The sequence below is a fragment of the Amycolatopsis sp. NPDC026612 genome (assembly GCF_040638285.1).
Lineage (GTDB): Bacteria > Actinomycetota > Actinomycetes > Mycobacteriales > Pseudonocardiaceae > Amycolatopsis.
The window spans coordinates 219,846-237,306 of the sequence record NZ_JBEZYB010000001.1 but is presented as its reverse complement, the minus strand read 5'-3'; the positions used below and the strand labels follow the sequence as shown (position 1 = coordinate 237,306).

18 protein-coding genes are annotated in these 17,461 nt (G+C 72.2%); 2 read left to right on the top strand and 16 right to left on the bottom strand.

What is annotated here, in order from left to right; genetic code table 11:
- Positions 1-23: 23 nt before the first annotated feature.
- The 12 genes from AB0F15_RS01335 to AB0F15_RS01280 form a co-directional block, all read right to left on the bottom strand.
- Positions 24-1,055 carry a lysophospholipid acyltransferase family protein gene (locus tag AB0F15_RS01335; protein WP_360263376.1) on the bottom strand — a complete coding sequence of 344 codons (1,032 nt, stop codon included), beginning with the start codon at positions 1,053-1,055 and terminating at the stop codon, positions 24-26.
- Positions 1,056-1,162: 107 nt separating this feature from the next.
- Positions 1,163-2,206: an NAD-dependent epimerase/dehydratase family protein gene (locus AB0F15_RS01330; RefSeq protein WP_360263374.1), complete on the bottom strand. Its 1,044-nt coding sequence runs from the start codon at positions 2,204-2,206 to the stop codon at positions 1,163-1,165.
- A gap of 256 nt (positions 2,207-2,462) precedes the next feature.
- The gene (locus AB0F15_RS01325; protein ID WP_007030867.1) at positions 2,463-2,564 is read right to left on the bottom strand and encodes an AURKAIP1/COX24 domain-containing protein; all 102 of its coding nucleotides are present in this window, start codon (positions 2,562-2,564) and stop codon (positions 2,463-2,465) included.
- Positions 2,565-2,728: 164 nt separating this feature from the next.
- The gene (locus AB0F15_RS01320) at positions 2,729-2,944 is read right to left on the bottom strand and encodes a helix-turn-helix domain-containing protein (RefSeq protein ID WP_013222402.1); all 216 of its coding nucleotides are present in this window, start codon (positions 2,942-2,944) and stop codon (positions 2,729-2,731) included.
- Between the two features lie 207 nt (positions 2,945-3,151).
- On the bottom strand, positions 3,152-3,961 hold the full coding sequence (gene proC / locus AB0F15_RS01315; RefSeq protein WP_360263371.1) for a pyrroline-5-carboxylate reductase: 810 nt from the start codon (positions 3,959-3,961) through the stop codon (positions 3,152-3,154).
- A gap of 117 nt (positions 3,962-4,078) precedes the next feature.
- Entirely contained in the window at positions 4,079-4,897 is an 819-nt protein-coding gene (locus AB0F15_RS01310; protein WP_360263840.1) for a thioesterase family protein, read from the bottom strand.
- A 143-nt stretch (positions 4,898-5,040) separates the two neighbouring features.
- A complete protein-coding gene (locus AB0F15_RS01305; RefSeq protein WP_360263368.1) occupies positions 5,041-5,853 on the bottom strand; it encodes a sugar phosphate isomerase/epimerase family protein in 813 nt (270 codons plus the stop codon).
- 118 nt (positions 5,854-5,971) lie between these two features.
- Entirely contained in the window at positions 5,972-7,645 is a 1,674-nt protein-coding gene (locus AB0F15_RS01300) for a hypothetical protein (protein WP_360263365.1), read from the bottom strand.
- Positions 7,646-7,808: 163 nt separating this feature from the next.
- The gene (locus AB0F15_RS01295; protein ID WP_360263362.1) at positions 7,809-8,792 is read right to left on the bottom strand and encodes a Ppx/GppA phosphatase family protein; all 984 of its coding nucleotides are present in this window, start codon (positions 8,790-8,792) and stop codon (positions 7,809-7,811) included.
- A gap of 154 nt (positions 8,793-8,946) precedes the next feature.
- Positions 8,947-9,636: a response regulator transcription factor gene (locus AB0F15_RS01290; RefSeq protein ID WP_360263359.1), complete on the bottom strand. Its 690-nt coding sequence runs from the start codon at positions 9,634-9,636 to the stop codon at positions 8,947-8,949.
- A complete protein-coding gene (locus tag AB0F15_RS01285) occupies positions 9,633-10,874 on the bottom strand; it encodes an ATP-binding protein (protein WP_360263356.1) in 1,242 nt (413 codons plus the stop codon). The genes AB0F15_RS01290 and AB0F15_RS01285 overlap by 4 nt, the downstream gene beginning before the upstream one ends.
- A 145-nt stretch (positions 10,875-11,019) precedes the next feature.
- Positions 11,020-11,892, bottom strand: coding sequence for an oxidoreductase (locus AB0F15_RS01280; protein WP_360263354.1), 873 nt, complete (start codon positions 11,890-11,892; stop codon positions 11,020-11,022).
- 67 nt (positions 11,893-11,959) lie between these two features.
- Here AB0F15_RS01280 and AB0F15_RS01275 point away from each other — a divergent pair, with 67 nt between their 5' ends.
- Both AB0F15_RS01275 and AB0F15_RS01270 read left to right on the top strand, forming a co-directional pair.
- Positions 11,960-12,598, top strand: a complete 639-nt coding sequence (locus AB0F15_RS01275; RefSeq protein WP_360263351.1) for a DUF6879 family protein — start codon at positions 11,960-11,962, stop codon at positions 12,596-12,598.
- Positions 12,595-13,467, top strand: coding sequence for a hypothetical protein (locus AB0F15_RS01270; protein WP_360263349.1), 873 nt, complete (start codon positions 12,595-12,597; stop codon positions 13,465-13,467). The genes AB0F15_RS01275 and AB0F15_RS01270 overlap by 4 nt, the downstream gene beginning before the upstream one ends.
- 54 nt (positions 13,468-13,521) lie before the next feature.
- On the opposite strand, the gene AB0F15_RS01265 is transcribed toward AB0F15_RS01270, so the two are convergent.
- From AB0F15_RS01265 to mshA, 4 genes are all read right to left on the bottom strand, one after another.
- Entirely contained in the window at positions 13,522-14,271 is a 750-nt protein-coding gene (locus AB0F15_RS01265; protein ID WP_360263346.1) for a phosphoglyceromutase, read from the bottom strand.
- Between the two features lie 430 nt (positions 14,272-14,701).
- Positions 14,702-15,571, bottom strand: coding sequence for a DUF4349 domain-containing protein (locus AB0F15_RS01260; RefSeq protein ID WP_360263343.1), 870 nt, complete (start codon positions 15,569-15,571; stop codon positions 14,702-14,704).
- A gap of 70 nt (positions 15,572-15,641) precedes the next feature.
- A complete protein-coding gene (locus AB0F15_RS01255; RefSeq protein ID WP_360263341.1) occupies positions 15,642-16,154 on the bottom strand; it encodes a YbjN domain-containing protein in 513 nt (170 codons plus the stop codon).
- Positions 16,151-17,455 (bottom strand): D-inositol-3-phosphate glycosyltransferase, encoded by a 1,305-nt coding sequence (mshA, locus tag AB0F15_RS01250; protein WP_360263338.1) that lies wholly within the window; start codon positions 17,453-17,455, stop codon positions 16,151-16,153. Before mshA ends, AB0F15_RS01255 begins: the two co-directional genes overlap by 4 nt.
- Between the last annotated feature and the right edge of the window lie 6 nt (positions 17,456-17,461).

Sequence of the window (17,461 nt, the reverse complement as noted above, 5' to 3'; positions counted from 1 at the left end):
GAGAGGATAGAGCACCGGGCAGCTCAGCCGCGGAAGACCGACTTCCGCTGCGAAAGCCGCCGGTAAAGCGTCTGCTGGATCGACTCCCGCACCTGGTCGGTCAGCTGGAACACCAGCATCGGATCGTCGACGGCGTCCGGGCCGTAGGAGTCGGTCGCGATCGGCTCGCCGAACTCGATGCTCCACTTCGTCGGGAGCGGAACCGCGCCCAGCAGGCCCAGCATCGGGAAGAACGGCGTCACCGGGAAGTACGGCAGCCCCAGCATCCGGGCCAGCACCTTGATGTCGCCGACCTTCGGGTAGATCTCCTCGGCGCCGATGACCGACACCGGGATGATCGGGACGCCGGCGCGCAGCGCGGCCGACACGAAGCCGCCGCGGCCGAAGCGCTGCAGCTTGTAGCGGGAGGCGAACGGCTTGCCGACCCCCTTGAAGCCCTCCGGCCACACCCCGACCAGCTCACCCTGGCGCAGCAGGCGTTCGGCGTCCGCGTGGCAGGCCAGCGTCTGACCGGACTTGCGGGCGAACGACCCCACCAGCGGCACCTGGAACACCAGGTCGGCGCCCAGACCGCGCAGGTGCCGGCCGCCGGTCTCGTCGTGGACCGCCACCGCCGTCATCAGGGAGTCGAGCGGGATCGTGCCCGAGTGGTTGGACACCAGCAGCGCGCCGCCGGACGCGGGGAGGTTTTCGACGCCGTGCGTGTCGACGCGGAACCACTTCTTGTACAGCGCGCGCAGCGGCGGGAGGAACACGACGTCGGTCAGCTCGGCGTCGAAGCCGAACTCGTCGACGGTGTAGTCGCCCGTCAGGCGGTCGCGGATGAAGGTGAGCGCGGAGCGGGCCGCGTCCGAAAGGACCTCGGGGGCCTGCGCCTCCTGATCGGCGCCGGGGAAGGCGACGACCGGCGCCGCGTTTTCCCGGGCTGCTTCTCCTTCGCGCAGATCCTGCTCCGCGGTCACCGCTTCGGGCTTCTCCCGGCCCGGTCCGTGCAGGGGGATGACCTGCGCCTCGGCACCGCCCACGGTCTCCGCCTCGCTTTCGAAGTCGTCCAAGTCCTGCGGTCTGCTGGGCCGTCCCGGCCCGCCGGAAGGCCTGCCATGCCCATCGGAGCTTCGCTCCCGGCCGGGGGCTCCGCCACCCGGACCCCCGAAAGGCCTGCTCATCGGCTCTGCCCGGTCGCCGCGGCGACGAGCACCTTGCCGGCCAGTCCGGCCAGCCTGCCGCCGTCGAGCACCGGGCGGAGCCCGCGTCCCACGACGTAGTCGTCGAACGCCTCCCGCGTGGTCCACCGCGGGGTGTACCCGAACTCCCGCTTCAGCTTGGCGATGTCGACGACCCGGCCGAAGTTCAGCAGCCGGACCTGGTCGGCGGAGAAGTCCACCACGCGGGCGCCGCGCAGGACCTTGCCGACCGACGGCACCACGCTCCGCGGCATCGGCAGCTCGACCCGGCCGGCTCGCCGGATCGCCTGCGAAAGGGTGAGTACCCCTTCCGCGCCGACGTTGAACACGCCGGGCTTGTCGATCAAGGTCGCCCGCTCGAGCACGGACAACGCGTCCGAGGAGTGCAGCAGCTGGATGCGCGCGTCGTAGCCGAAGACCGTCGGCACCACAGGCAGCGCGAAGTAGCGGGCGAGGACGGTGTCGGTCTCGGGACCGATGATGTTGGCGAAGCGGAACAGCGTCGTGGTGATGTCGGGGCGGCGGCGCACCAGGCCGCGCACGTACCCCTCCATCTCGACGGCGTCCTTCGCGTACCCGCTGGTCGAGGTGGGGATGAGCTCGGAGTCCTCGGTGAACACGGCCTGCGAGCGGGCGCCGGCGCCGTAGACGGCCGCCGTCGACTTGACCACCAGCTTGCGGACCAGCGGGGACCGCTGGCAGGCGGCCAGCAGCCGCATGGTGCCGATGACATTGACTTCCTTGATCGCCGTGCGGCGGCCCGGTCCGGCGGGGTGGACGGTGCAGGACGCGTGCACCACCGTGTCGACCCCGGCCGTGCTGATCACCTTGGCGATCAGCGGGTTGCGGATGTCGGCGCGGACGAACTCCGCGTGGCCCATGCGTTGCAGGACGGTCTTGTGCGGGGGGACGGTGTCGACACCGATGACCCGTTCGAAGTCGGGGTTGTTGCCCAGCCTGGCGAGCAGTTTCCCGCCGAGTTCCCCGGCGACCCCGGTGACGAGCACGATGTTCGAGGGCATGCGACTCCCTGCGGCGTAGGGCGTGTGGCGGGGTGGACGGTCACCCGAGGCGCGCGAACCTGCACTCACTGGAAGCATCGCGCGGACGCCGTTGAGATGTTACCGCTCTTCAGTGGTAGCTCGGGCCTGTCTCACGTGCTATTGCCCACGGTTCGCCGGAAAGCGACGCACGCCTCACTCGAACGGGCGGACGTGCCCACCGCATGGACGTGGCCCGCCCAGAGACTGGACGGGCCACGGTTGCGCTAAGCCGGATTTACTTGCCGGCCTTGCGACGCTGCACTCGCGTGCGGCGAAGCAACTTGCGGTGCTTCTTCTTCGACATGCGCTTGCGGCGCTTCTTGATCACAGAGCCCATGGGCGCTCCTTAGGTCGACGTCGGTCACGCTGCCCGGCGCAGCGTCCAACGGGTGGAGCGCACAGGCACGAGCGGTTTTCCAGGTTACCCGTGACGGTTCGCGGGCCGGTCAGCGGGCACGCTGTAGCGCTGCGCGCCGCAGGCCACGGCGTGCCCGGCGACCGTCAGCCCACGTCGTAATAGGCACCCTGCAGGTACTCGTGCACTGCTTTTTCCGGCACCCGGAAGGACTTCCCGACCCTGACGGCGGGCAGCTCACCCGAGTGCACGAGACGGTAGACGGTCATCTTGGAGACCCGCATCAGCGTGGCCACTTCGGCGACCGTCAAGAACTGGACCTGCCCGACTGCGGGCAAATCCTCCTTTTTGTTCGGCGACATGTTTACCGCGTCCTTCGACACGTGTCGCGCCACGAGGCTTCCCCACCTGTGGTATCGACACGCACGTGCTCTATCGAGAGTAGCGGGACTGGTGGGACTAATGCGACGCCTGTCACCGAGATGGGCTCCTACCAGCGCTAACGCACAAGCACCCGCTCGTGCAAGACCTCCGGAATCGCCCTTTCCGGCGAATCGGGGGCCGTCGGGTCAGCTCTCGTGGGCCTTCCCGAGCTCCACCGACCGGTCCTTCGCCGCCTCGATGGCCGCCAGCATCGCCGCGCGAACCCCGTGCTTCTCCAGCTCGCGGATGGCGTTGATGGTCGTCCCCGCGGGCGAGGTCACGGCCTCGCGCAGCAGCACGGGGTGCTCGTCGGACTCGGCGAGCATCTTCGCCGCCCCGACGGCCGACTGGATGATCAGCTGCCCGGCCAGCGCCCGCGGCAGACCCAGCAGGATCCCGGCGTCGATCATGGCCTCGACCAGGTAGAAGAAGTAGGCCGGCCCGGACCCGGACAGCGCCGTGACGGCGTCCTGCTGCGCTTCGGGCACCTCGACGACCCGGCCGACGTGCGAGAGCAGGTCCCGCACCACGGCCAGGTGGTCCGCGGTCGCGTACCGGCCCGCGGAGATGGCGCTCATGGCCTCGTTGACCAGCATCGGCGTGTTCGGCATCACCCGCACGACGGGGACGCCCTCGGCGAGCCGGCGTTCGTACAGCGAGGTGGGCAGCCCGGCGCACAGCGACACGACGAGCGACGACGGCCCGAGCAGCGGTGCCAGCTCGTCCAGCACCGGCTCGATGTCCTGCGGCTTCACGGCCACGACCAGGATGTCGGCGCGCTTCGCGGCTTCCTCGACCTCGACGCCGCGGACGCCGTAGCGCGCGGTGAGCTCCTCGACGCGCGCGGGATACCGCTCGGTGAAGAGAAGCGCGCCCGGCTCGTGGCCGCCGTGCAGCAGCCCCGAAAGCAACGCCTCGCCGATCTTGCCCGCACCCAGCACCGCGATGACCGTCATGGCTCCCAGCGTGCCAAACGCGCCTCGGCGGCCCGGTGCCGGGGCGCAGGGCACCAAAGCGGCTGCCACCCCCGGAACCAGGAGCGGCCGCGCGCACCCCGATGTCGCTCGGGCCGCTCAGCCGCCCGGTGCCGGTGCCAGGCCCAGCTGGCGGGCCTGGCACACCAGCCGGCCCTGGGCGTCGACCACCGTCGCGTCGGAGTCGAACCACGACTCGTGCACCGACCTCGACTCGACCAGCACCCGCAGCCAGCCCGGCGCGGGGCGGGTTCGCAACAGGGCCGTCAGCTGCACCGTGGGTGCCCAGCCGATCCGGCCGAGGTTCATCACCACCGGGGGGTTCACATCGGACGCCAGCAGCGTGAAGTACGGGTCGGCCAGGCCGTGGCGCGGCCGGACCCACAACCGCATCCGGGGCGGCTCGCCCGTGCGGCCGCTCAGGTAGCCCGCGGTCGCCGGATCCAGCCGGACCTCGCAGCCCTTGGCCAGGTTGAACGGGCCTTCGGCGCTGTCGGACATGGCGAGCGCGCCCGGCGGGGGCTCGGCGGGCATCGACGGCACGTCCGTCCACTCCGGGCGCCGCATCGGCAGCCGTCCCGTGGTGATCCTGGCCTCGACGCAGCTGCGGCCGCGCTGTTCGAGCCGGACCTCGACAACCGTCGCGCGGCGGCCGACCTTGCGGACGTCCGTGCGCAGCAGCACCGGGCCGAGCGCGGGGGCGTGCAGGAACTCGGCGCTGACGACGAGGGGCTCCGCGTGCGGCTCACCGCGCTCGTGCAGTGCGGAGATCGCCGCCTTCGCCAGCAGAGCGAGCAGGAAACCCCCGTGCGGGTGCGAGCCGATGGCCCATTCCGCACGCAGCACCGCGGTGAAGGTGCCGTCCCCCAGCGACCGCGCCGCACTCGCCGTGTCGAAGGACACGGCGGTGCCGTCCATTCCGCTCACGAACGGTCCGCGCCATTTCGGGAATCGGGGTAGGTGACGAGCAACGAGAGCGACGGTTTCACGGTCCGAACTTTACGGGTTCGACCCGCGGAAATGCACTCGGGCGCAGTTGTGTCCTGTCGGAACGTGCTCGGTTATTGCCCGAGGTGGAACCGCGCGAACAACAGCGCCTCGGCCAGATCGCGCACCCGCTGGGCCGGGGTGACGGCGTGCCGGGTGTTGATCTCCAGCACGATCTGGCCCCCGAAACCGTTGCTGACCAGCTTTTCGAGCAGTTCGGCGCAGGGCTGGCCGCCGCGCCCGGGTACCAGGTGTTCGTCCTTGGGGACACCGGTGCCGTCGGCCAGGTGGACGTGGGTGAGGCCCTCGCCCATCCGCTCCGCCAGTGCCAGCGCGTCCATCTCCGCTGCCGCTGTGTGGGACAGGTCGAGCGTGTAGTGCCGGAACCCGACGTCGGTCGGATCGATCGACGGCCGGAACGCGGACATGCGGGAATTCCGCGAACCGCCGGGCGGGCGGACCTTGAACATGTTTTCGACGGCGATTTCGACGCCACTGGACTCCTCCAGTTCGTCGACCAGATCGCCGAACGCATCGCCGTACCGGCGCTGCCAGCGGAACGGCGGGTGCACCACCACCGTGCGCGCGCCGAGCTCGAGGGCGGCGTCGACGGACATCCGCAGCCGCACGGCCGGGTCCGGCGACCAGATCCGCTGCGTGATCAGCAGCGACGGCGAGTGCACCGACAGCACGGGCACCCCGGTGCGCCGCGACCACCGCCGCAGCGCCGTGACGTCCTGGCTGACGGCGTCGGCCCAGACCATCACCTCGACGCCGTCGTAGCCGAGTTCGGCGGCCAGCTCGAAGGCCGTCCCCGCCTTGAGGGGCCACACGGACGCCGTGCTGAGTCCCACGGGGATCGGCTGCTCGTCTGTCACGCGCGCCATCCTGCCTCGTCACCGACGGTGCGCGGCGCCGCCGGGCCGCTAACGGGACGCGGATCACCGCGTGGCACCGGCCCGGCTCACCGCCCGCCGGAGCGGGCCGGCGGCGGCAGCGGCCGGGTCAGCGGCCGACGAGCAGCAGCGCGGCCGGGGAGACCGTCACCACGAGGCCCACCAGCACCGCCAGCACCGTGGTCTGCAGGTCTTCGGCGCGGCGGATCTTCCGCACGATCCAGACCAGCGCGACGACGACCAGCAGCGCCGCGATCAGCGCGGCGGCCGGGATGTTCACCCAGAGCCAGTTGAAGCCGAGCCAGACGGCGGCACCGCCGACGACGCCCATCGCCAGCTGGCCGGCCAGCGCCAGCCACTGTTTGCCGGGCGAGGCCGCGGGCTCCGGCTCCAGGGCCGGCTCGGGGACGTCGTCGTACTCGTCGTCTTCGTAGCCTTCGCCCTGCTCGTAGGCGTAGTCGTCCTGCTCGAAGTCCGGGCCGTCCGCCGGGTAGTCGTCGGCGAACTCGCGCTCGTAGGGCTCGAGGTCGTCCGGGATCGGCGTCCGCGAGGCGCGGTCGCCGGGCGCGAACGGCATCGGCGGCGGGTACCCGCCGGTCGGCGGCCCCGCGTCGTAGGCGGCCTGGTAGCCGCTGCTCTCCGGGGCGAAGCCGTCGGGTTCGAAGTCGTCCTCGGGGTAGCCGTCGTCCGGGGCATCGGTGGGCACCACCGGCATCACGCCGATTTCGGTGTCCTCCATCTGCTCCTTCTGCCGCCGCTTGCGCCAGTTCGCCAGGCCTGCCGGCGAAGACGGCTCCGGCGGCTCGGGCTTCTTGCCCTTCGGCGGCACCGGCGGGGCGAGCGGCTCGTCGTCGGCGACCGCCGAGAACTGCTCGGTGTGGTCCTCACGCTTCGGCTCCGGGCGGCGTGCCGGTGCGCGGCGCGGGCGGCCGGGCGCGGCGGGCGGCGGCGGGAACGACCCGGCGGGCGGACCCGGCGGCACGTCGATGTCGGCGTCCGGGGTGCCGTTGAGGCCGTCGAGCCGGGCCGACAGCGGCCCGCCGGGCGGTGGCGGGACCGGCAGCTGCTGGGACGGCTGCGGCGGCGTCGGCAGTTGCTGTGACGGCTGCGGCGGGCCGGGGCGGCGCCGGACCGGCGGGACGGCCGCGCGGGTCTCCTCGGCCGCGGGCGGGACCGGCAGCTGCTGCGACGGCTGGGGTGGTGCCGGCAGCTGCTGTGACGGCTGCGGGGGCGGCGGCTGGCGGCGCGGCGCGGCGCGCGGCGGCACCGGGAGCTGGGCCGACTCGGGCGGCCGCGGCGGCTGCGGTGGTTCCTGCGGGCGCGCGAACTGCCCGGACTCCTGCGGTGGCCGGGCGTACTTCCCGGACTCCTGCGGGACCGGGCGGGCGTACTGGCCGGACTCGGCACCGCCGGGGGCGGGCCGCGCCGGAGGCGGCGGCACCGGCCGGGGCAGTGGCTGGGAGTCCTGCGGGACCGCGCGGGGTGCGGGCGGCGGCTCGGCGCGGCGCCGGCCGGCCGGACGCCCGGGCGGCGGCGGTGCCTGCGGAGACGGCGGGCCTTCGGCGGCCACCCGGTCGATGATCGCCTGCGGACCGGTGTCGCTCACCCCGGGCCGCCGGTGCGAGCCGGTCGCGGGGGGCGGGGCTTCGGGGGTGCCGGGTTCGTCTTCGTCGTCGGCCGCGCGCCGACGACGACGGCGGCCGCCGTCGACCTGGGCGCCGTGCTGGGCGAGCAGCTCGGCCACGGTCTTCTGCGGCTGGTCGCCTCCGGTCTGGTCCGTCATACCTGGTAGTCCCCTGCGTGCACCGAGTTGTCACCGTCGGCACTCGGCGAAGCGGTACCCGACGGCACACCGGCGGCGCCGCGCGTGGTGTACGCCGACCTCTGCATGTCCGTCACCTCTCCACCGTGCCTGTCTCCTGTGTGCGAAGTCCAGCCGTGTGCTTTCACCGGTCCTCCTGTGCGACGAAGCGCCCGGCGAGGGCGGCTCCAGTTTCATCCGCGCCGTTGGAATGGTCCAGCCGCCGCAGGATGACACCCTCTCGCAGAGCCCACGGGCAGATCTCGAGTTCCGCCACGCCGAGCGCCCGCATCGTGGCCTGCGCGACGAGCGCGCCCGCCACCAGCTGGTGCGCTCGGCTCGAGCTGACGCCCTCGAGCTGCGCGAGGTCGGCCGACGGCATCCGCGAAACGAAGGCCAGGAGCTGGCGCAATGCGGTGTCCGTGAGGGTACGTCGCACGCGGGGACCCGCCGCCGAGGGGGCGGCGCCGGTCAGCCGGGCGAGGGAACGGAACGTCTTCGACGTCGCCACGACCCGGTCGGGTTCACCCCATTTGGTGACCTTGCGGGCCAGATCCGTGAGCTGGTCGTCCAGCCACGCGGACGTCGCGACGAGCTCCGAGCGCGTCGGCGGGTCGTGCCGGAAGCGGGTCCGCGTGGTGCGGCCGGCGCCGAGGGGCAGCGATTCGGCCAGCACGGGCTCCTCGTCGCGGCCCATCGCGACCTCGAGGGAGCCGCCGCCGATGTCCAGCACCAGCAGCTGCCCGGCCGACCAGCCGTACCAGCGGCGGACGGCGAGGAAGGTGAACCTCGCTTCGTCGGTGCCCGAAAGGACCCGCAGCTCGACGCCGGTCTTGTCGGCCACGCGAGCCAGGACCTTGGCGGAGTTCTTCGCTTCGCGGACCGCGGACGTGGCGAACGCCATCAGTTCTTCGCAGCCGAGCCGGGTGGCGGCTTCCTTCGCGGATTCGACCGCGGTCACCAGCTCGTCGGCGCCCGCCTTGGCGAGGTCGCCACCGGGGGTGATCTGCTCGGCCAGCCGGAGCACGGACTTCTCGGAATGCATCGGCGTCGGGTGGGCGCCACGGTGGGCGTCCACCACCAGCAGGTGGACGGTGTTGGAACCGACGTCGAGGACCCCTAGGCGCACGGGGGTCCAGCGTACCGGCCCCAGCGCCAGGTCTCGAACATGTAACCAACAACACTCGCCCCGGCGCGCCTCCCCTTCGCCCAAAGCGGCACTTTCACGTGAAAGCGACGTGGAGCTGAGGGCTCCGGATCACTTTCACGTGAAAGTGGCGGGGTTACGTCTCGAACTTGTAGCCCAGGCCGCGGACGGTCACCAGGTGCCGCGGCGAGCCCGGGTCGGGTTCGATCTTCGAGCGGAGCCGCTTGACGTGGACGTCGAGCGTCTTCGTGTCGCCGACGTAGTCCGCGCCCCACACCCGGTCGATGAGCTGGCCGCGGGTCAGCACCCGGCCGACGTTGCGGAGCAGGTACTCGAGCAGGTCGAACTCCTTGAGCGGGAGCGACACCTCGGCGCCGCCGACGGTCACGACGTGCCGCTCGACGTCCATCCGGACCGGGCCCGCCGAAAGCACCAGCGGGGCCAGTTCGCCGTCCGAGCCGGGCTCGCCGCCGCGGCGCAGCACCGCGCGGACCCGGGCGATGAGCTCGCGGGCCGAGTACGGCTTGGTGACGTAGTCGTCCGCGCCCAGCTCCAGGCCGACGACCTTGTCGATCTCGCTGTCACGGGCGGTCACCATGATCACCGGCACGGCCGAGCGCTGGCGCAGCTGCTTGCAGACGTCGGTGCCGCTCATCCCGGGCAGCATGAGGTCGAGCAGCACGATGTCGGCGCCGTTGCGGTCGAACTCCTCCAGCGCCGCCTGGCCGGTGCCCGCCACGGCCGCGGTGAACCCTTCCTTGCGCAGCAGGAAGGCGAGGGGGTCGGCGAACGACTCCTCGTCTTCGACGATGAGAACCCTGGTCACAGGTTTCCTCCATGATCTGGGCTGTCCTGCCCGGTAACCACGAGCCTCGGGGTGCGCTCGGGGGTCTTCTCCTGCCGCGGTGCCGGCGGGGTCTTGGTGGCCCGCGCCGGCTCGGCGGCCGGTTCGGGGCTCACGTGCGCGGGGATGCGGAGGGTGAACGTCGAGCCGGTGCCGGGACGGCTCCACAGCCCGACCGAACCACCGTGGTTGGCCGCGACGTGCTTGACGATCGCCAGGCCGAGGCCGGTGCCGCCGGTGGCGCGGGAGCGGGCCTTGTCGGCGCGGTAGAAGCGCTCGAACACGCGCTGCTGCTCGTCCTCGGCGATGCCGATGCCGCGGTCGGTGACGGCGATCTCGACCATCCCGTCGGCGAGCCGCCGGGAGATCGACACCGGGCTGCCTGCCGGCGAATACGCGACGGCGTTCTCCAGCAGGTTCGACAGCGCGGTGACCATCAGCGTGCGGTCGCCCTCGATGAGCAGGCCGCTCGGGTGGTCGGTGGTGATGCTGATGTCGGCGGATTCCGCCGAGAGCGTCGTGCGGCCGAGCGCCTCGCGGACGACGGCGTCGACCTCGACCACGTTGAGGTCGGGCAGCCGCTCCGCACCCTGCAGCCGCGACAGCGCGATCAGCTCGGTGACGAGCTGCCCGAGCCGGGTGGACTCGCGCAGGATCTTGCCGCCGAAGCGGCGGACCTCTTCGACGTCCTCGGCGGCGTCGAGGACGGCCTCGGTGAGCAGCGCGATCGCGCCGACCGGGGTCTTGAGCTCGTGGCTGACGTTGGCGACGAAGTCGCGGCGCACGGCCTCCAGCCGGATGGCCTCGGAGTGGTCGACGGCCTCGACGACGGTGAAGCCGTCCCCGAGGGGCCGGACCTGGCCGAGGACCGCTTCCGGCTGGCGGCCGCGCGCTTCGAGCGGGGAAAGGTCGATTTCCAGCGGCTCGTCGGTCTCGGCGACCTGCTCCGCGGCCTTGCGGGCCCGCGGGTCGGCCTGGTTGACCCGGACCAGGCCCAGCTCGTAGGCACGCGGGTTGTGCAGCACCAGGTCGCCGAACCGGTTGAGCACGACGACGCCGTTGCCGGAGGACCGGACCAGCCGCTCGAGGAGTTCCGCGACGGTCGGGCCTGGCGGCCGGGCCTCTTCCCGCCGGGTCCTCGCCCGCGCGATGAGGTATCCGGCCACCGCACCGGCCACCAGTGCGCCGATGGCCAGTGCGAGGGAAACAGGCGTGGTCACAGGCCGATCGTAAGCGGTGATGTGGCCCTTCGGCCTAGCGTTGTCCGCCTTGTCGTGAGCACCGCGACACCTGCGGAGGACATGTTCGCCGGGGCTTCAGGCGGCGTTCACCCGATCGATTCCCCGGCGAGACATTCCGGCGAATTCACCCGTTTCCGTCGAGGGTCGCCAAGTCGCCGCCGGTGAGCTCCAGCGCCGCCGCCGCGACGTTCTGTTCGAGGTGCGCGACGTCGCCCGTGCCGGGGATGGCGAGCACGTGCGGTCCTTGGTGGAGGGTCCAGGCGAGCCGCACCTGCGCCGGGGTGACGTCGTGGCGGCGCGCGACCTCGGCGACCCGCGCGTCCTCCCCCGCCCCGCTCGCGACGGCGAAGAACGGCACGAACGCGATCCCGCGTTCGGCGCACATCCGGACGAGCTCGTCGTCCTCGCGGCGCGCGGTCAGGCCGTACTGGTTCTGCACGCAGACGACCGGCGCGATGGCCAGGGCCTCGGTGAGGTGCTCCGGGCCGACGTTGGAGATGCCCAGCTCGCGGATCAGCCCGGCTTCGCGCAGCTCGGCGAGCACGCCGAAGCCCTCGGCGAGCGAGCCCTCGCCGCGGTCGAGGTTCTGGCCGATCCGGTAGTTGACGACGTCGAGGTGGTCCAGACCGAGCTGGCGCAGGTTCTCTTCGACCTGGGCGCGCAGCTGGTCCGGGCGGGCGGTGTGGAAGGTGCCTTCGAAGTCGCGGCCGGGGCCGACCTTGGTGGTGAGCACGAGGTCGTCGTACGGCGCCAGCGCGCGGTTGAGCAGTTCGTTGGCCGAGCGCGGCCCGGCGAAGTAGAAGGCGGCGGTGTCGAAGTGGTTCACGCCCAGCTCGACGGCCCGCCGGAGCACGGCGATCGACGTCTCGCGGTCGCGGATGCCACCGTCCGAAGTAGACATCAGGCGCATGGCGCCGTAGCCGAGCCGGTTGACTTCGAAGGAGCCGAGCTTCCAGGTGCCCGCCGCGGCGGCGGGGAGGGTGTTCGTCGTGGTCATGGCTCCAGCCTTCCGGCGTGCCCCTCGTGACCACCGGGTTTGGCAGTTTGCTGCCACACTGGAATGCGTGGAGAAAGTGACCGACGTCGTCATGGTGCGGGGCGAGGCCGAGCTGTTCGAGCGGACGGCACACCTGTTCGAGGCGGCGACGGAGATCTCGTGCGCGGCCCGCGACCTGCACACGTGGTCGGTGGCGCACCCGACCGAACCCGAGCGCGAGCGGTCGGTGCGCGGGCTGACCGTGCGCAAGGTGTACCAGCCCGGCGTGCTGTTCGACCCGGCGCTGGCGGAGCACCTGCGGCAGATTTCCGCGCACGGCGCCCGGATCCGGATCACCGAGCGCGAGATCAACGAGACGATCCTGCTCGACCGCCGGATCGCGATCGTGGCGGGCGACCACGTCGGCGGCGTCCGCGGCTACACCGTCGTGCGCAGCCCGGCGCTGGTCCAGGGCATCCGGTCGCTGTTCGAGGCGGCCTGGGCCGGCGCCACCGACCTGGAGTCCTACCAGGCCCGGTTCGCCGAACTGGGCGCGCGGGAGATCCTCGAGCAGCTGGCGTCCGGCTGCAAGGACGAGACGGCGGCCCGTGCCCTCGGCGTCGGCCTGCGGACCTACCGGCGGCGGGTGGCGGAGCTGATGGAGCTGCTCGGCGCGTCGTCCCGGTTCCAGGCGGGCGCACGGGCTCGCGAAGCCGGGCTCTTGTGAAACGAGCACTGCTGGCGCTCGCCCTGACGACCTCGGCGTGCACGGTCACCGGCACCGCCGTCCCGCTCACGGGGAACCTCGCGCTGGTCGACGCGCGCGGCACGGGCGCGGCCCTCGACGGGGTGAAGACCGCGGCCGAGGCGGTGTTCAGCTACGACTCCGCGAACCCGGCCGCGTACGACCAGGCGGTCGCGACCCACCTCACCGGGCCCGCGAAGACCCAGCTCGCCGCGTTGTTCGAGGCGATCAGGAAGGGTGCGCAGGCGGTGCGCCTGGTCACCCGGGTACGGGAGACCGCCGCGGTGGAGTTCACCGGCGACCGGGTCCGCGAGCTGGCCGTCCTCCCGCAGGACAGCGGCGCCACGAAAGGGCTGGCCACGGTCGCCCTCACCGCGGTGCGGGAAGGGGGGCGCTGGCGGCTTTCCGGCATCGCCGTGAACCCGGCCCAGCCGGGGCCCGCACCGCACCCCGACGACGGCAGCACGAGCGGGGTGCGCGACTCGGCGCTGGCCGGCGCGCGCACGGTGGCCGGCGCGCTGTTCACGACCGACAGCGCCGATCCGGACGGCAGCTACGCGCGGGCCGAAGCGGTCGTGGCCGAGCCGTTGCGCAGCGACTACCGCGCGAAGAAGGTCACCTACGTCGAGGCGATCCGCACGAGCGGTTCGAAGGTGGCGCTCGGGCCGGACCCGATGGCCGGGGCCGTCGCGCTCACCGGCGGCCGGGGGATCGTGCTGTTCTTCACGACGCTGCAGGTCACCGACGCGGCGGGCCGGGTGACCAGCCGTCCCTTCACCACCGAACTCGACCTCGTCCGCGAAGGCACCACCTGGAAAGCGACCGCCGTCCGGCCGGTCACCACGGCCTGAACGCCGTGAAGGCCACCTGAGGCGTTCCTCAAGTGGCCTTCACGGAGCCGGCCGTCAGCGGCCCTGGTTGGCCACCGCGGCGGCGGCTTCCTTGGCGGCGTCCGGGTCGAGGTACTCGCCGCCCGGCTTCAGCGGCTGCAGGTCTTCGGTGAGGTCGTAGCGCAGCGGGATGCCGGTCGGGATGTTCAGGCCCGCGATGTCGGCGTCGGAGATGCCGTCGAGGTGCTTGACCAGCGCGCGCAGGGAGTTGCCGTGCGCGGCGACCAGCACGGTCTTGCCCGCGCGGAGGTCCGGCACGATCTCGGACTCCCAGTACGGCAGCAGCCGCTCGACGACGTCCTTCAGGCACTCGGTCAGCGGTGCGCTGTCGCCGAGGTTCGCGTAGCGGGCGTCGCCGGCCTGGCTCCACTCGTCGTTCGGGTCGATCGGCGGCGGCGGGGTGTCGTACGAGCGGCGCCAGAGCATGAACTGCTCCTCGCCGAACTCGTCGAGGGTCTGCTTCTTGTTCTTGCCCTGCAGTGCGCCGTAGTGGCGCTCGTTGAGGCGCCAGTCGCGCTTCACCGGGATCCAGTGGCGGTCGGCGGCGTCCAGCGCGAGGTTCGCGGTGGAGATCGCGCGCCGCAGGAGTGAGGTGTGCACCACGTCCGGCAGGAGGCCGGCGCCGGCCAGGAGCTGACCGCCCTGGCGGGCTTCGCCCTCGCCCTGCTCCGAAAGCGGTACGTCCACCCAGCCGGTGAACAGGTTTTCCGCGTTCCACGTGCTCTGCCCGTGCCGCAGCAGCACCAACGTCCCAATCTGGCCCATGCCCACAGCCTGCCAGAACGCGCCGCCGGGGCCACGGGTGACCTCCGCCGCACCCGACGTCCTACCGAGAGTGTGTTACTTGCAAGTAACACCTCACTCCGCAGCCAGTCCGGCGGCCAACAACGCGCAAAATCCCCGCCCCAGACTGCGCACCGTTATCGACATCGAGAAAATTCACTCGAACGGGCTAGCCAGTAGTCTTGTGATTACCCGGCGGGATCTGACAGGTTGACTACGTCCCGAGCGGCCGGATTCCACGCACTCCCCGGCCGGATTCGGGCTTTGACCGCGGCTCGTCTCCCCCCTGCCGAGCCGCGGCCCGCCGGCCCCGTTGACACCCCCCTCGTCACCGGGTCCTGATCGGCGGGAACTTCAGCGGGGCGGCTCGAGTCGCGACTCCCCCTCCCTCGAGCCGTCCCGCCTGTTCCGCTCAGCTCTCGCTCGGCGTCGGCTCCGGCGCCGTCACCCGGCGACGGCGGTGCACCCACCAGCCGAGCCAGCCCAGCGGCACGATGAACAGCAGGAACGGCGCGATCGCGCCCAGCACCGTGAGCAGGCCGCCGCCGAAGACGAGGAACGCGTGCCAGCCGCCGGCCAGCCCGCCGAGGAACCCGCTGTGGTCTTCCCCCGGGGATGCCGGCGGCGCGGCGACACCGCGGATCGTCAGCGCCACGGTCGCCATCGCGACACTGCCCGCCAGGGAGTTCCGCTGCTGTTCGAGCGATTCGAGCGCCGACTCGCGGCTGGTCAGCTCGCTTTCGACCGAAGCGATCTCGGACACCGAAGTCGCCTGCGCGAGCAACGCGCGGATCCGCGCCACCGACGCCCGCTGCGTCGCCAACCGCGCTTCGACGTCGACGACCTGCTCGGTCACGTCCTGGGTGTTCAGCTCCCGCTTCACCAGGCTGCTGCTGCCCAGGTGCGAAAGCTGGTCGAGCACGCCGTCGAGCTTGTCCGCGGGCACCGCGAGGTTGAGCGTCGCCAGGTCTTCGGCGGTGCTTTCCTGCCCGGTGTAGCCGCCGGTGCCCTGCGCGATCGCGCGGGCCTGCGCGACGACGTCGGCGACCTTGGGGGCAGTCAGTTCGAGCCGCGCGCTGCGCGAGAGCTTGCGGTCGGTGGCGCCCGCCTGCGGCGGGGTCACCTTCTCCGCTCCGCCCTTGCCCGTTCCCTGCTGGGGGACGGCGGGCGCGACGCCGGCACTGTCCGCCGTGGACGACGCCCCGTTTTCCCCCGCCGAGCAGCCGGCCAGCACCAGCACCACACCCGCGAGCACGAGCCCGGCTCTCCATCGAGTCCGCATCCTGCGTCTCCCTCCAGTTTCGACTGGCCTGGAGACGGATGTCCGGTTCAGGGCCGTTGCACGGCCATGGTCACGACTCGGTCAAGCCCGGTTCGTGCGGCTTCTCGGGGGTGACGAGGTGTTTGAACGCCTGGAGGTTCGCCAGCGACTCGCCACGGGAGACGCGCCAGTCCCACTCGCGCTTGATCGACGTGGCGAAGCCGATCTCGAGCAGCGTGTTGAAGTCGCCGTCGGCGGCTTCGAGCACCTGGCCGAGCACCTTGTCGAGCTCGTCGGCGGACAGCGTTTCCTTGCCGAACCGGCCGACCAGGTAGATGTCCCCGAGACTGTCCACTGTGTAGTGGACGCCGTAAAGCTTCGCGTTGCGCCGCAACAGGAACCGGTAAACGTCCTCATGGGACTCGTCGGGCCGGCGGCAGACGAAGGCCTCCACGGAGAACGCGTGGTCGCCGTCGACCAGCCACGCGTTCGTCTGCAGCTTCTTGGTCCCCGGCAGGGTGACGAAGTACTTGCCCGGCCCGCGCTTGTCGTACTTCAGCTCCGCGGCGTCCAAAGTGGACTGGATCAGCTCGTCCAGGCTCACACCGCCACCTCCGCGCGCAGGTCCAGCGCGCGGGAGAACGCGCTCGTGGCCTGAGCATAGATGTCGAGCAGCGCGTCCGTCGTGCGGCGCCAGGAGAACCGGCGCGCGTGCACGACGGCGTTGGCGCCGAGCTCGGCGCGCCGATCCGGGCGCAGGGCGACGGCGGCCAGCGCGTCCGCCCACTCCTCGGCGCCGTGGCCGGGCACCAGCAGCCCGGAGACGCCGTGCGGCACCGCCACCGGCAGCCCGCCGACCTCGGCCGCGACCACCGGCGTCCCGCAGGCCTGCGCCTCCAGGGCGACCAGGCCGAACGACTCGTTGTAGCTGGGCACCGCGACGACGTCGGCGGCGCGGAAGACCCGGGCGAGCGCCTCGCCCGGCTGCGGCGGCAGGAACCGGACCTGCGGCGCGATGCCGAGGAAGACGGCGAGCTCGCGCAGGGCCTGCGGTTGTTCCAGCCCGGTGCCGGACGGCCCGCCGACGATCAGCACGACCAGGCGCGAAGCCAGCTCCGGCCGACGGCGCAGCATCGCGGCCGCGGCGTGCAGCAGCACGTCCGGTGCCTTGAGCGGCTGGATCCGGCCGGCGAAGGCGAGCACGACGTCGTCGTCGGCCAGGCCGAGGGCCGCGCGGGCCTCGTGCTGCGATCCCGGCCTGAAGCGTTCGAGGTCGACGCCCGGCGGCACGGCGTGCACCGCGTGCGGCTCGGCGTCGTAGAGGTCGATGAGCTGGCGCGCCTCGACCGCGGTGTTGGCGACCAGCCGGTCGGCCTCGGCGACGACCTGCTCCTCCCCGATCACGCGGGTGCGCGGCTCGGGCTTGTCGCCCTCGGCGAGCGCGGCGTTCTTCACCTTCGCCAGCGTGTGCGCGGTGTGCACGAGCGGGACGGACCACCGGTCGCGGGCGAGCCAGCCGACCTGGCCCGACAGCCAGTAGTGCGAGTGGATGAGGTCGTAGTGGCCGGGCTCGTGGAAGGCCTCGGTGCGCAGCACGCCGGAGGTGAACGCGCACAGCTGGGCGGGCAGCTCGTCGCGGGCCAGCGGCTCGAACGGGCCGGCCTGCACGTGCCGCACGGTCACCCCGGGCGCCAGCTCGGCCACCGGCGGCTGGTCGGAGGCGGTCGCGCGGGTGAACACCTCGACCTCGACGCCGCGGCGGGCCATCTCGATCGCGGTTTGGCTCACGTAGACGTTCATCCCGCCCGCGTCGCCGGTGCCGGGCTGCTCGAGCGGCGAGGTGTGCACGGACAGCACCGCGATCCGGCGCGGCACAGCCCGGAACCTCCGGATGTTGCTGGTCACCTGGTC

What these genes read in the sequence shown, in the direction of transcription:
- AB0F15_RS01265 (WP_360263346.1), bottom strand. Translation starts at nt 14,271, where the DNA reads ATGGGCCAGATTGGGACGTTGGTGCTGCTGCGGCACGGGCAGAGCACG.
- AB0F15_RS01310 (WP_360263840.1), bottom strand. Translation starts at nt 4,897, where the DNA reads ATGGACGGCACCGCCGTGTCCTTCGACACGGCGAGTGCGGCGCGGTCG.
- AB0F15_RS01305 (WP_360263368.1), bottom strand. Translation starts at nt 5,853, where the DNA reads ATGGCGCGCGTGACAGACGAGCAGCCGATCCCCGTGGGACTCAGCACG.
- AB0F15_RS01280 (WP_360263354.1), bottom strand. Translation starts at nt 11,892, where the DNA reads ATGACCACGACGAACACCCTCCCCGCCGCCGCGGCGGGCACCTGGAAG.
- AB0F15_RS01260 (WP_360263343.1), bottom strand. Translation starts at nt 15,571, where the DNA reads ATGCGGACTCGATGGAGAGCCGGGCTCGTGCTCGCGGGTGTGGTGCTG.
- AB0F15_RS01300 (WP_360263365.1), bottom strand. Translation starts at nt 7,645, where the DNA reads ATGACGGACCAGACCGGAGGCGACCAGCCGCAGAAGACCGTGGCCGAG.
- proC (WP_360263371.1), bottom strand. Translation starts at nt 3,961, where the DNA reads ATGACGGTCATCGCGGTGCTGGGTGCGGGCAAGATCGGCGAGGCGTTG.
- AB0F15_RS01325 (WP_007030867.1), bottom strand. Translation starts at nt 2,564, where the DNA reads ATGGGCTCTGTGATCAAGAAGCGCCGCAAGCGCATGTCGAAGAAGAAG.
- AB0F15_RS01320 (WP_013222402.1), bottom strand. Translation starts at nt 2,944, where the DNA reads ATGTCGCCGAACAAAAAGGAGGATTTGCCCGCAGTCGGGCAGGTCCAG.
- AB0F15_RS01330 (WP_360263374.1), bottom strand. Translation starts at nt 2,206, where the DNA reads ATGCCCTCGAACATCGTGCTCGTCACCGGGGTCGCCGGGGAACTCGGC.